The organism is Stutzerimonas stutzeri, from assembly GCF_024448935.1.
Classification (GTDB): Bacteria; Pseudomonadota; Gammaproteobacteria; order Pseudomonadales; family Pseudomonadaceae; genus Stutzerimonas; species Stutzerimonas stutzeri_AO.
The window spans coordinates 1-12,900 of sequence record NZ_JAMOIE010000117.1 but is presented as its reverse complement, the minus strand read 5'-3'; the positions used below and the strand labels follow the sequence as shown (position 1 = coordinate 12,900).

Annotated in this window: 11 protein-coding genes and 3 pseudogenes; 6 read left to right on the top strand and 8 right to left on the bottom strand. The window is 57.3% G+C overall.

Features of this window, described 5'->3' with window-relative positions; translation table 11 throughout:
* The coding region (locus NA637_RS22335) for a disulfide bond formation protein B (RefSeq protein WP_256074717.1) at nucleotides 1-273 on the bottom strand (273 nt) is incomplete at its 3' end.
* 209 nt (nucleotides 274-482) lie between these two features.
* Here NA637_RS22335 and NA637_RS22330 point away from each other — a divergent pair.
* Nucleotides 483-1,442 (top strand): arsenic resistance protein, encoded by a 960-nt coding sequence (locus NA637_RS22330; protein ID WP_041013794.1) that lies wholly within the window; start codon nucleotides 483-485, stop codon nucleotides 1,440-1,442.
* A gap of 25 nt (nucleotides 1,443-1,467) precedes the next feature.
* Here NA637_RS22330 and tnpC read toward each other — a convergent pair whose 3' ends face one another.
* Both tnpC and NA637_RS22320 read right to left on the bottom strand, forming a co-directional pair.
* The gene (gene tnpC, locus NA637_RS22325; protein WP_041013793.1) at nucleotides 1,468-1,830 is read right to left on the bottom strand and encodes a Tn3 family transposase post-transcriptional regulator TnpC; all 363 of its coding nucleotides are present in this window, start codon (nucleotides 1,828-1,830) and stop codon (nucleotides 1,468-1,470) included.
* Nucleotides 1,827-4,841 (bottom strand): Tn3 family transposase, encoded by a 3,015-nt coding sequence (locus tag NA637_RS22320; protein WP_256074716.1) that lies wholly within the window; start codon nucleotides 4,839-4,841, stop codon nucleotides 1,827-1,829. The genes tnpC and NA637_RS22320 overlap by 4 nt, the downstream gene beginning before the upstream one ends.
* A gap of 613 nt (nucleotides 4,842-5,454) precedes the next feature.
* On the opposite strand from NA637_RS22320, the pseudogene NA637_RS22315 reads away from it, so the two are divergent.
* A pseudogene (locus NA637_RS22315) lies at nucleotides 5,455-5,595 on the top strand (helix-turn-helix domain-containing protein); the annotation flags it as partial.
* Nucleotides 5,596-5,642: 47 nt separating this feature from the next.
* Nucleotides 5,643-5,756: pseudogene (locus NA637_RS25770) on the top strand (TSUP family transporter); the annotation flags it as partial.
* Here NA637_RS25770 and nudC read toward each other — a convergent pair.
* From nudC to NA637_RS22300, 3 genes and pseudogenes are all read right to left on the bottom strand, one after another.
* On the bottom strand, nucleotides 5,724-6,557 hold the full coding sequence (nudC, locus tag NA637_RS22310) for an NAD(+) diphosphatase (protein ID WP_256074715.1): 834 nt from the start codon (nucleotides 6,555-6,557) through the stop codon (nucleotides 5,724-5,726). The pseudogene NA637_RS25770 and the gene nudC sit on opposite strands and share 33 nt — an antisense overlap.
* Complete coding sequence (locus tag NA637_RS22305; RefSeq protein WP_256074713.1) at nucleotides 6,557-8,239, bottom strand: ferrous iron transporter B; 1,683 nt, start codon at nucleotides 8,237-8,239, stop codon at nucleotides 6,557-6,559. The genes nudC and NA637_RS22305 overlap by 1 nt, the downstream gene beginning before the upstream one ends.
* Before the next feature lie 37 nt (nucleotides 8,240-8,276).
* Nucleotides 8,277-8,543, bottom strand: a pseudogene (locus NA637_RS22300) (enoyl-CoA hydratase); the annotation flags it as partial.
* A 314-nt stretch (nucleotides 8,544-8,857) separates the two neighbouring features.
* On the opposite strand from NA637_RS22300, the gene NA637_RS22295 reads away from it, so the two are divergent.
* A complete protein-coding gene (locus NA637_RS22295; RefSeq protein ID WP_256074711.1) occupies nucleotides 8,858-9,613 on the top strand; it encodes a transposase in 756 nt (251 codons plus the stop codon).
* Here the strand turns inward: NA637_RS22295 and NA637_RS22290 are convergent.
* Nucleotides 9,558-10,547: a YhdH/YhfP family quinone oxidoreductase gene (locus NA637_RS22290; protein WP_256074709.1), complete on the bottom strand. Its 990-nt coding sequence runs from the start codon at nucleotides 10,545-10,547 to the stop codon at nucleotides 9,558-9,560. The genes NA637_RS22295 and NA637_RS22290 overlap by 56 nt on opposite strands.
* An 11-nt stretch (nucleotides 10,548-10,558) precedes the next feature.
* Entirely contained in the window at nucleotides 10,559-11,584 is a 1,026-nt protein-coding gene (gene sohB, locus NA637_RS22285; RefSeq protein ID WP_256074708.1) for a protease SohB, read from the bottom strand.
* Between the two features lie 178 nt (nucleotides 11,585-11,762).
* Here sohB and NA637_RS22280 point away from each other — a divergent pair, with 178 nt between their 5' ends.
* Complete coding sequence (locus tag NA637_RS22280) at nucleotides 11,763-12,476, top strand: histidine phosphatase family protein (protein ID WP_256074707.1); 714 nt, start codon at nucleotides 11,763-11,765, stop codon at nucleotides 12,474-12,476.
* A 61-nt stretch (nucleotides 12,477-12,537) separates the two neighbouring features.
* Complete coding sequence (locus tag NA637_RS22275; protein ID WP_256074706.1) at nucleotides 12,538-12,852, top strand: SCP2 sterol-binding domain-containing protein; 315 nt, start codon at nucleotides 12,538-12,540, stop codon at nucleotides 12,850-12,852.
* Nucleotides 12,853-12,900: the final 48 nt, after the last annotated feature.

Here is a 12,900-nt window from a genome sequence, read left to right as displayed (position 1 = left end):
CCCTGCATAGAGCAGCGTGTGAACAAATGCCAGCGCCGCACCGATAACGGTCAGCGGTAGGGCATAACGCCAGACTGTAAAATCCGAGCGGTAGCAGGCTATGGCCAGGATCACCGCCAGCGGAAACATGAAGGCACGCTGGAACCAGCACAACACGCAGGGTGCTTGGCCCATTACCTCACCAATGAACAGCGCGGACAGGGTCGATACCAGTGCGAACAGCCAGGTTAGCAGCAGCAGGTTCCAGGTCATATTGGAACGTTGAGGGATCATTGCGGTGAACTCTTGGCGTTGGCGAGCACTTGCCTCAGACCCGCCATCCAGTTATTTCGAAACATCATGCATCCTCTTATCGGCAGGACTTGTTAGGACCGTTGCGGACTTCGCCCAACGGCAAAGCGAAAAGCAACCAGCCTCAACGCTGGGTTAAATCCGATGCCAGTGGGAGAATGTCGCCCTTGCGCAACAAGGGAAGATATCAGATGTCGCGGGACTGGCTGGAAGAACACCAGATAGCATTTTATTTCGCGGCGGTGGTGGCCGCTGCCATTGCAGGTTTGAGCTCTGCGCAATTCACCGGACTGACGGCCATGGCCATCACACCGGCGATTGCCGTGCTGATGTATGCCATGTTTCTGCAGATTCCTTTTTTGGAGCTGCGAGAAGCTTTTGCCAACCACCGCTTCGTCGGTGCCCTGTTGCTGGCCAACTTCCTATTGGTGCCATTGATGGTGTGGCTGGTGACGTGGCCGCTCTCATCGAACAAGGCCTTGTTGGTCGGCGCGCTGCTTGTCCTGCTGACGCCTTGTATCGATTACGTGGTGGTCTTCACCCACCTGGGCAAAGGGGACTCTCGTCTGGTGCTCGCGGCGACGCCATTGCTGCTGTTGCTCCAGCTTCTGCTGCTGCCCCTCTACTTGCGGCTAATCCTTGGCCCCGAAGCCGGCACAGTGATCGAGCTGTGGCCCTTCGCAGAAGCCTTCCTGTTGCTGATCGTCCTACCCTTGGTAGCGGCTGTGCTCACCGAATTTGGCGGACGCCGATCTCTGCTGCTTCGCGCATGGAGCGCAGGTTGGGCCTGGCTGCCAGTGCCTGCAATGGCCCTGGTTCTAATCGTGGTGGTGGGTTCGCAGATCGCGGCTGTCGTGTACCAACTCGACATCCTGGCGCCGTTGCTTCCAGTATACGGAGCGTTTCTACTACTCGCTCCGGCCCTCGGCGTACTCAGCTCCCGGCTATTTGGCTTGGAGGCTTCTGCCGCACGGGCAGTGGCCTTTAGCTCAGGCACTCGCAACTCGCTTGTAGTGCTTCCCCTGGCCCTAGCGCTCCCGGAGTCCATTCGCGCGCTGGCCGCGGCGGCTGTGATCACTCAGACACTCATAGAACTGATTGGTGAATTGATCTACTTACGGGCGATTCCAGCCATGGTCAGGAACAGGTGAGCCTGGTCGAAATAGGCCAGAGCGCTCATGGACCGTGGTTTGGTGCAAGGTCGATCAGCGGCGCAATGAGGAGCTGAGCAGCACGAGCCCAGGAAACCAGCGCCTCAAGATCCATTTGTAGAGATTCGGCTTCTGCCCAGATACAAGCACTCTCGGCAGGCACCGTAAGAGCGATGCCCTCAACTATCGTCAGAGCCATCGCATGCAATCTCAGCAGCTCGTCGCGAATGGAGGTGATTCCACCCAGTTCCACCAAGCAGACGTCCAATCGATCAACCAGCCGGAGCAGTTGAGAGGTGTCGAAGCTGTCGCGCAGGTTTTCCAACGCCACGGCGTCCACTTCGCCGTACGGTGTAAGGCGGAAGGATGCGGGAGGAATGTTGATCATGGCGTTTTCTCGGTATCTAGCTGGCTAGGTCTGATCACCCGCAGCGAGCCGGCAGCTTGTTGGAACACCGAGTCCTTGATCCAGGGCTCCGGTGGCCGGTTTAGCTTGAGGTTGAATTCGCCGAAGCGCTTGACGTTGCTGGTCAGGTAGGGGCTGAGGAAGGACACGTCCTCGTCGGTGAACTGCCAATCCTCTCGGGCCAATTTCTGCAGGATGCGCATCATATCTACAGTGTTCTGCAGGATCACCGATGAGGCCACCATGTCGTTGTAGCGCAGACGTTTTTGCTGTTCGTCCGGATCGTTTTCGGCAATCACGTCGCCACCGAAAGAAAGCCACTTCGAGAAACCATTGTAGGACTCGATCTTGTTGGTGTTGGCGGTCACTTCCTGGCGCAGCTCACGGCTGCCGATCCAGTTGAGCAGGAAGATCGTGCGGATCACGCTGCCCAGTGCCTGGGCGGCGTGGTAGAGCTTGTTGCGGCGGCTGTAGGAGCCGAGTTTTCGCAGCAGCATAGGCGAGGAGATTTTGCCGGCCTGGATGGACAGCGCGACCTGCATCAGATCCTGCCAGTGAGTTTCGATCAAGTGCCAGTCTGCAGTGTCGGTGAACAGGCGGTTGATATGCTTGTAAGACGCGCCGCGATCCGGCCGGCACATCACCAGGTCACGCCAGTTGCGTATACGCGGCATCAGGTTGATGCCCAGCAGATGGGTGAAGGCAAAGACTGTCGCCGATTGCCCTTGAGTATCTGAATACACAGTGTCTGCCTCGACACTCAGATCAGCCTTAAGCAGCCCCTCAATTACGTAGATCGCCTCCCAGATGCCAGGTGGGATGAAATGCTGGAACACAGCGATGTAGTTGTTGGCCACGTGCCGATAGGCCACGGCACCCATCTTGCGGTAGCGGAAGTGATAGCCGGCCAGCAGGTTGTCATCATAGAAGTCGAACTGTGTGCCATCCGCTGCCACCGCTTTGCCATCTCCCCAGATCTTAGGCAGATCAAGCTGCAGATAGAGTTCCACCAGCTCGCGGTTAGCCTTGTCCAGCTTCTCCAATGATAGGTGGCGGCGATTCGTATAGGACAGCATGTGTGGCGTGACATTACCGGCCAGATGCCGCGCGGCCTGCTTGGGGCCGAGATTGCAGCCCATGGCGAAGATGGTCATCAGATAGCGCTCGGCAGGCTCTTTGAGCTTCGACTCGTTACCGGACATGGGACCGAAATGCCGCGTGAACTGAATCCAATGCTCGATGTTGGCCATGATGTCGAGCACGTGCCTAGCCGGCATGCGCTGCATAAGCGCCGTCTGTAGTGAGATGGCCGAAGGTGGGATGTCCCGCGCCGTTACTCGGCGCAACACCGGTTCTCCGGCTTCGTTAATCGATACGTCTCCTCGGCAAGATGGGAATTTGTCGTCCAGTTGTTGCGCGGTTTCCTCCAGCTGGGTCTTGAGGGAGGCAACAAACTCCTTCGCCGTGCCTGGCAGCCCGACCTTTTCGCAGTAGGCCGGTAGTCGCTGCAGGCATTCTTCCCAGGGCAGCAACTGCTTGCGGTAGTCGGCGAAGGATTCCGACCCCTGTACACACATGTCACCCGATCGCAGCTCGCTGGCCAGGTAGGAGAACACGCAGACTTCTAAATAGCGCCGGTTGGTCGGTGGTCCCTCACTGGCAGGACGACGAACGACCTTGACCCAGCGCTCCGACGCAAACGACAAGTCGACGTGCTCGTCGATCCATTCGCGGTGTAGATTCTCGCTGTCCTGTATCAGTTGAAGAGCCTGAACCAGCGATCGATCCTGAGTCGTGGGCTCCAGTTGAAGAAGGTGGCTTAGACGGAACAATAACGAGCGATGTGACTTGAAGTGCTTCCAGATCAGCGGCAGGTAGTTATTACCGCCGGTAGCCTGTACTTCGGCGCAAGTCTCACGCAACCGATCCAGATTGCCACCGGGGGAGAGGTATTCCCGAATTAGACTGCCAGCCTCCTGGTCATCCGGTTCTTGGACCAGAATCTGCACCACGCCATCAAGGGTCGCCGCCAATTGCTCCAGCTTCTGGCGTTGCCGCGCCTGGATTTGCTCCAACTCCTCCTTGGCGCGTTTATGGATCGTCGAAATCCGTCGGATGAACATCTCGGCCAAGTGATCCCGGGTCCGCACGCGCATGCGGTAGATTAAGGCCAGCATCAGCGTGTAGCGCTTCGGCAGTAAGCAGTCCTTCAACTCCGCGACGTCCGATGCCGCGGCTTGGGCAGCAAAATGGCGGATCTTGGTGTCGACTATTCCTTCAAAAATGGTACCCAGATCCCCGAAGCTCTCTAGCCAAGCCAGATGGTCGATCAGCACCTCTAGGTGCTTGCGAGATGGCTTCTTGGGTGCCTGTTTCAGCGCATTGAAGTCGCTCTGGCGTCGCCCGAAGTCAGTGTCGAGCAAATCCTTTAGCTTGTGGATCACCTCGACTGGCGTTCTGGTTACTACGAGATTGAATATTGCCTCTTGGGACTCGGCATGAATCCGCTCAGCGAGATCATTCAGGGTCGAATACGCAGGGAGCTCATAATCCTGGCGGATCAGTTCTTCAATCACGGAATTGATGATGTCAGCGCGCTGGTCAAGCACAAGCGACATTGCTTTGGCATGCCGCTCGGCGAGCTCGACAGCATCAGAGCCGTAGAATGCCGTCACACCGAGGCGAACTCGGATCGCGTTCATGTGGCGATATTGCTGGAACCACTTGTATTCCGCGAGTTTCACCTTGCTACGCTGACCCAACTCTCCGCGAATGAAATCCACCAGTTGATCAGGTACGTCGGTGATATCAGGAAAATACCGGAGCACCTGAAAGGTCTTGAGGAGAACGGCGAGATTGAGGTGAAAAGGGGCCTTGGACTTGCTTCGTACCCATTTAATCTCATCATCTGAGAACGAAAAATCTCGCTGCAGCTCAGCTTTTGAATACGCCTTTGGCAGAGTGGGATACGCCGTACGCTCTAATGAAGCCATAGGAACTCCTTTTCTGAGGAGTCAGAAAAGATAGTCCACGATCAGAGGCTGTGCGGTCTATTTGGTAAATTCTCTTGGCATCAACACGTTACGAGCGAAGTGAGTGAATTTTCCCTTCATCTCGGCATGACCCGTATAGCGTGCCGCCTGGAAACAAGCGGTAGCCATTATTCAGCCAGGATCACATCGGGAATGAGCGCTTCGTGGTCATCTTGACGAGCTTGGCCAGCACAGTGTTCTGCAACCCAGGCTGCCTTGGGCGATACGCTGCGAAGCCTAGTTGTCCCGCGGTATTGACCGCCATCGTCCGGCCTTGTGTCAGCGGCATTAGCGGCATTCGAGCTGCGGACGCCACGTTTCTGTTGAGCGTGTGAGAAGCCTGAAATTATCAGGTGTACAAGCGCCGAGTGGGATACGGACGACTCACGGAGCGCAACGGACGGAGAGCCGCTGTGGAGAAGCGGCGATTGAACCGATCGATTTTCCAGGACAGCTTGATTCTGAATCGCTGTGGTGATCTTGAGATTGGTAGCTTCGCATAATGTATATTATGTTAAATATGGTATTGAGCCAATGTGAGTCATGGCGTAATCCTCCAGCGTTCTTGAATATCGGCCGCAAGGAAGCCTTCTCCGACGAGCAAGCCATCACGTTGCGGCAGCGGGCCACTGCCGGCGAGCCGAAGGCGCAGCTCGCCCGCGAGTTCGGCATCAGCCGTGAAATCTTTTACCACTACCTTTGCACGGACGGCTGAACCACGCCGCGTCGCTTGATCCTTTCGGCCACAGAGCGCGACACCTGGGTGCGCGCACGGCAATCCAGGGCGGATCGAAATTCATCCGACTGGTCTTTACATCGGTGGTGCTGGTACTGAGTCTGCGGCTAGCCTGGCAGCACAGGTTCGGTGCGGCCTAGACGCCGAGCCAGATACAGATCAATCAGGTAACGGGCGATGGATTTGTGAGGAGGCAGCGCAGGCAGATCGTGGATAGAAAACCAGCCCGCGTCCTCGATCTCTTCAGGCTGCATCACGATCTCTCCCGATGCATACTCGGCGTGAAAGCCAAGCATCAAAGAGTGTGGAAACGGCCATCCCTGACTGCAGATATACCGGGGCTCGTGGATAGACACCCCAACCTCCTCGTGGACTTCCCGCCTGACGCACTGTTCAACTGACTCGCCGGGCTCAACGAACCCTGCCAGCGTGCTGTATACCCCGGGGGCAAAGCGCGGTGAACGTGCCAGTAGCAGCTCATCGCCTCGGGTTACCAAAACGATCATGCTCGGCGAGATGCGCGGGTAGTGATGAATGCCACAACTCTCGCACTGCATCGCTCGCTCCGTGGCATGCTGGCGCATCGGGTTGCCGCAGCTGCCGCAGAAGCGATGATGGCTCGCCCAGGTGCCAATCTGCGCAGCAAAGCCGAGCATACGAAACCGTTCGGTATCGTCATCCTGCATCATGAAATGACGCAGCCCCTGCCAGCCAGCGCCGGGCACTTCGACCGGGTGCGCCAACTCCATTAGAAACACCTGGTCGCCATCGAAATAACCCAAGCCTTGCTCGCTGAGCAACGGTAGGTCGAGGCGTTTCAGCCAATCTCGGGGAAACAGCACGCCGTTTGCATCGCAAAGAAACCCCTGCTGGCAATGCACGACGGCCCATCCACCGCCCATTGCCGGGTCGAGCAACGCTGGCTGCCACCGTAAACTCATCAGGCTGCCACCGGTAGACCCAATGCCCGCACACTTTCGGTCGCGAGATCCAACACGCTGATCCGTGATTCGTCGCGCCGCAGTATCGCTCCGCCGTCGAGGTAATATTCGAGGCTGGTCAACGCGTCGGCCAGGGTTTCAAGCGTTTGTTCTGGTGGCATTTGCACTCCGTCGAGCATCTGCTTCTGAATGAAGTCGGCACAGGCACCAATCAACTCAGCGGCGCGATCCTGCTCTAGAAAACGCAGCCCGCCACGAACAGCCATCAAACTGAAAGGGACGTTGGCCAAATGCAACTTTTCCCCGTTTGATTCCAGATAGGCTGTGATGGCGCGCTTGGCCAAAGCCAAACCTGCGGTCGCCTCGCCGATCACCACGATGCAAGCCTCGGTGAGCTGATGGCTGGCGAATGCCTCAGCCTCTTGGCCCGGCTGTGCAAGCTGTGGCCGCGAATCATACCGCTCGCCGCGCTCCAGGCTGGCCACCATGCTATCAACATAAAGCACTGCATCGGCCAATTTCAACAGTGCCTGGGGCTCGGGCGGTTGTTCGACGCTCCAGCCGGACACCACCGAGAGCTGGGCATGCAAGGTACTCGATGCCGAGGACAAGCCCACCATCGCCAACGTCTTCGCCAGTTTGCCTAGCAGACTATGCAGGTTTGGATACGACTCAGCCGGTGCGGTCTGGCGCTCGATGAGATCCAGTAAGTCTTTGAGACTCGCCAGCTCTTCACGGATCGCCGAAGACAGAGAGCGCATCACAGCCTGTCCGGGACCCGCCAACCGCTGGGACTCTTCCTCAAGAAGATGGTCGGTGAAGGGTAACGAACCAAGCGAAAACGTTTCCCGTACCTGACTTGCTAACGGCCCATTGCTTTCGGCTAATGCAACGAGATACAGCAGTTCCTTGAGCAGAACCCGCGGTGGTTCATAGGCGTCATGGCTGCTGAGCTGCCGAAGTTCTCGGTCAAGCCTGGAAAACAATTGCTTGCGTGATTGACGCGGCAACAACTGGCCATCCAGCTGGGCCTCCAAAGCTGCGCTCCCCAGCCAACACAGGCGACCGCCCGCCGAGTTTGCGAACAGCAGATCCAACCGGCCCAGCGCGCGCGCCATAAGCTTAAGGCTGGCCGAGGCACTGACTTCACGGATGAAGCCGAGCAAGCCCACCTGGTACATTTGACGCAACCGGCGCGCCTCGGCCGCAAGCGCAGCGGACCCGCGCACCGCAGCCTCGATAGGCGGACGCGCATGATCGAGGCGGACGCTGAAGAAAAAACTTTCGGGTAACGGCGGCTGCCCACTAACCAACCGCAACGCGTTGATCGGCGGCAGCAGCAGTTCGGGCATTTCCTGGCGGCTGGCGTCGACGCTTTCGAGATAACGTCCGAGCACATACAGCGCGTTACTCAGCGCTGCCAACTGGTTGTCTCGATCTTCCCCTGCCCCTACGGGGATGTCTGTCGCCAGCTGGAGTATTTCCTGCGCGAGCAGTTCGGCGCCGGTCAATTCGATGAGCCACAGCGTGCCGCGAACCTGCTTGAGATTCTCTACGGCCTGTTGCAACAGACCGCTATGGTTTCTGTCGATGATGAAATGCTCGAGGCTCTGCTCGGCTTCCTCCATGGTAGCGAACAACTGATCGCGAACCAGGCTGAGTGAAGTAGCTCCGGTAACCATGCCTAGCGCGCCTCCCGCGCAACGTTTGAATGAAGCATCAGTCAGCGAAATCCGGTTTCTGCTTGCTCATATGGGCAGCCATGGCCACCTTCAGGTCAGCCGACTGAAGCATCGCTGCGTTCCAGGTGGCGATGTACTCGAGGCCGTCATCGACACGGTGGTCGCGCATATAGCGAATCATCTCCTTGGTCCCGCGAATGGCGACTGGTGACTGCGCGGCGATATCGGCCGCCAGAGCGAAAACCCCGGCCATAAGGGATGCTACATGGGCGATGTTGTTCTTCAACCCCACACGGAAGGCTTGGTAGTCGGTCACGCTATCATCCTTGATAGCCGAGGCACTCAGTGCCTGAATGGATTCGACAGCCCCAGAAGAAGGACTGTTCTCAGCCGAACAACTATAACAACAGCCGAGTGAAAGTCGATGCGGGACGATGTGAAGCAGCCCACGCCCTCGCACATGATCTTCTTTGACAAGCTGCGATGCCGGCTGGATGGGCCGAGTCATGCGCTACCCCTCTGCCCTACCCCGCCAGGATGCTTCTCGTGCTGCAGTCCATGTAGATCAGCATCGAAACCAGGAAATTGCGCGGCGAACCGCTGAGCGAAGCCTAGGCGATGCTGGCCGATCTGCCGCACAGCTGCGATGTCGGCAGCAAGTGCAACAGCCAGGGTTTCACGTCCAGCTGGATTGGCTGCAAGCTGCACCTGAACGTGGCGGATGGCATGATTCCGCTCTCGGCGATGCTGACCTGGGCCAGCGTGCACGACTCCCAGGTCGCGATACCGCTGGCCACCATGAGCGCGCAATGTGTCAGCCACTGCCACGGCCTCATGGACGCTGCCTATTGCAGCCCGATCATCCGCGCCCACAGCCAGAGCCTGGGCCATGTGCCGCTGATCGATCACAGCCCGCGTGGCGGCAGCAAGCTCGACTTCGCTCCGCACCAGGCCCAGCGCTTCAAGGGGCGAAGCACGGTCGAACGCGTGAATGGCCGTTTGACAGCCTCCGGAATGGCCAAGCATGGACCAGCGCGAGGCTGGCGGGACCTGTCGGCACAATTTCAGTTGAAATTTCGCAGAGGCTCCATAGATTTGCATTACTGGTACATCCAAAAGTTCGGGTGCTCTATCCGCTCCATTGCGGTCGTAGAATTCTTACCGAAGGCTGCCTTGATTTTCTCTGCCAGTGTCTTCATGAATGGCACCTGCTGCGTTGAAGTAGCGTTAGCTTCTCTCAATCGACAACAGCGGAGAAATCGGTTTTTACTATGCCCAACAAGCAAAACGCTAATGCGTCGCGTCTGCCCAGACGCTATCAGTCGAGTCGGACCAACATCCTTCCGATTTGCTGGCCAGCCAAGGTACGCTTGATCGCTTCAGGCAACTGTTCCAGCGAAATCTCATGCGCCAGGTCGTCTAGGTTAGGCAGCTTCCACTGCACTGAAAGCTTGTCCCACATCGAAGCCTTGACGACTAGAGGGATCTCAACCGAATCGACGCCCAATAGATTTACCCCACGCAAGATGAACGGCAGCACGTTAGCCTGAAAATTCGTTCCCGCGGTCAAGCCGCAACATGCCACGCTCGCACCACGCTGCAGCGACTTCACCACGTTGAACAGAATATCGCCACCGACGGTATCGACCGCCCCCGCCCATTGTTCTTTGAGCAGGGGCTTGTCGGTGCCAGCCTGTAACGCGCTACGCTCAACGACTTGGGTTGCGCCAAGCTTGCGAAGGAAGTCGCCTTGTTCGGCCTTGCCCGTCACTGCGGCCACCTTGTACCCCAGGCGGGACAACAGGGCTATCGCGATGCTGCCGACCCCCCCGGTCGCGCCCGTTACCAGAATCGGCGCGTCAGTTGGCTCGAGACCTGCTTGTTCAAGTTTATCTATGCACAGTGCCGCAGTCAGGCCAGCCGTGCCGAGCGCCATGGCCTCACGCAGCGAAAGCCCTACCGGGCGCTTGATTACCCACGCTGCCGGAACCCGAATGTACTGGCCGAAACCACCAGCGGTATTCATTCCAAGGTCATAACCGGTGACGATCACTTCGTCACCTACGGAAAAGTCGGCCACACTTGACTCGGCAACAGTCCCTGCTGCATCGATACCGGGCGTGTGTGGAAAGTTGCGAGTGACGCCGCGATTGCCACTCGCCGATAACGCATCCTTGTAGTTGAGCGACGAGTAGCTGACTCGAATCAGTACCTCGCCTGCCGGCAACTCGTCAGTGTCCCGTTCGATCAGGCTTGTTTCGAAACAACCACCGTTTTCATTGGTTTGCAGTGCGTTGAAGCGAGCCATCAGTAAACCCCTTATTGCCAGAAACGTTGTTCATTAAGACGCGTCCAGCCCTTCAGCACGCCGTGCTCGAGGACCGTGCTTGCAGCCATGCCGAATCGCTCGGGCAGGCTTTTCTTCTCTGTGTAATGCAGCTGGAACAGGTCGGCCTCACGGGCCCGCGAGGCCAGGTATTCATCGCTGGTTTGCAATTCATCAACCAGCTGCTTGCCGAGCGCCGCGATCCCGAGCCACACCTCGCCCGTAGCGACCTCATCGATGCTCAGCTGCTGGCGATACCGCGCGACAAAGTTCTTGAACAGTTCGTGAGTGGTCTCCAGATCGTCTTGAAATTTCTCCCGGCCCTTCTCAGTGTTTTCACCGAAGATGGTCAGGGTGCGCTTGTACTCACCGGCGGTCAGCACCTCGACATCGACGTCATGCTTTTTGAGCAGACGGTGCAGATTAGGCAGTTGCGCAACCACACCGATGGAACCGAGGATCGCAAATGGCGCGCTGAGGATCTTCTGACCGATGCAGGCCATCATGTAGCCGCCACTCGCAGCAACCTTGTCAACACATACCGTTAGCGGCACGCCGGCATCGCGGATGCGCACCAGCTGTGAAGCAGCAAGCCCATAGCCATGAACCATACCACCACCGCTTTCGAGCCGTAGAACGACTTCATCCCTCGGTGTGGCCATGGTCAGCAGAGCAGTAATTTCGTGACGAAGGCTCTCGACGGCCGATGCCTTGATATCACCGTCGAAATCGAGCACAAACACTCGGGAACGACTTTCCGGGTTTTTCTTGGCCAGCTTGGCAGCCTTCGTTTCTTGTTTGCGCAGGAGTTTCAGCTGATTCTTTTCAATCATTGATTGCTCGAGGCGCTCGCGCATCGACTTGTAGAAATCGTTGAGCTTGTGTACTTCCAGATGGCCACCCGTTTGCCTGGACCGCCCACGACGCAGCGAGGCAAGCGCCACCAGCACCACCAAGACAGCGGCGACCAGCGTTACCGTCTTCGCCAGAAAGCTTGCATAGTCAGCAAGAAATTCCACAGACCCTCCTCAATTAACCACGGTCGCCGGCAGGCACCCGAGTTGGCGAAAATTGCTCAAGCATACCGATTATCGCCGCCTGAGCCAGCGGAACCAGGTTCAAACGAACGTATGACTTATCGTTGACACTCCACCATGATGCCCCTACGCTCGCGAAAACTGGGTGGCGGAGCAACGCGTGGGCAGTATCTACCTGATCAGACATGGCCAGGCGTCGTTTGGCGCAGAAAACTATGACGTACTGTCTCCAGCCGGCTTTCTGCAATCGGCAGCCCTAGGTGATTATCTGCAGCAAATGGACATTCGCTTTGACCGCTGCGTAAGTGGAGAGTTGAATCGACAACAGGACACCGCTCGCGCAACGCTCCGGCGAATGACTCCTCATCTCGAAAGCCCATTGCCGTCCATAGAGGTTGACGCTGCCTTCAATGAGTTTCGCGCCGACGAAGTGCTTCGCGCACACATGGACGATCTCTTGGCTGTTGAGCCAGGAGCCGTACAGGTCTTTGGCAATGCAGCCAATCATCGTGCAGAGTTTCAGCGACTGTTCAAATATGTCATTCAGCGATGGGTCTCTGGCGATCACGAAAAGCAGGGGCTTGAAAGCTGGCAGAGTTTCGTAAGTCGCGTTCAGGCGGGTTTGAGCCGGTTGCTCGAACAGGCGAGCAAAAAAGATCACATCGCTGTGTTCACGTCTGCTGGCACGATCACAGCGTTGCTCCAGTTGATCATCGGCGTACCCCCTATCAAGGCGTTCGAACTGAACTGGCAGATCGTCAATACCTCGATCAGCCGCCTGAAATTTCGTGACCAGGACGTAGCCTTGGCATCCTTCAATAGCCATGCACACCTAGAATTGCTGAAGAATCCGGAGCTCGTCACCTATCGATAAGCTCCAGCCGACCGCGGCCCATGGCCGCACGTTTTTCCCACGACAACAAGGGTCATATCCGATGAGCACTGTCGACGAAACCATCCAGGGCATGAAGGCCAAATTCAACCCCAGCGCTGCGGCCGGCTTGGATCTGATTTTTCAGTTCAATATCACCGATGCCGAAAACTACTATCTGCTCGTAAAAGACGGTACCTGTGACTTTCATAAGGGCGAATCAGCTGATGCCAACGTTACGCTGATCATGGACAGCGAAACCATGCAGGGCGTCATCAGCGGCGAAACCGACGGCATGCAGGCCTTCATGGCAGGCAAGCTGCGAGCCGAAGGCGACATGATGCTAGCCCTGAAGCTGAGCGAACTGTTTCCGGCCTGATCTACCTTGATGTAAAAAGCCGAAGTCCTACGACTTCGGCTTTTTTAT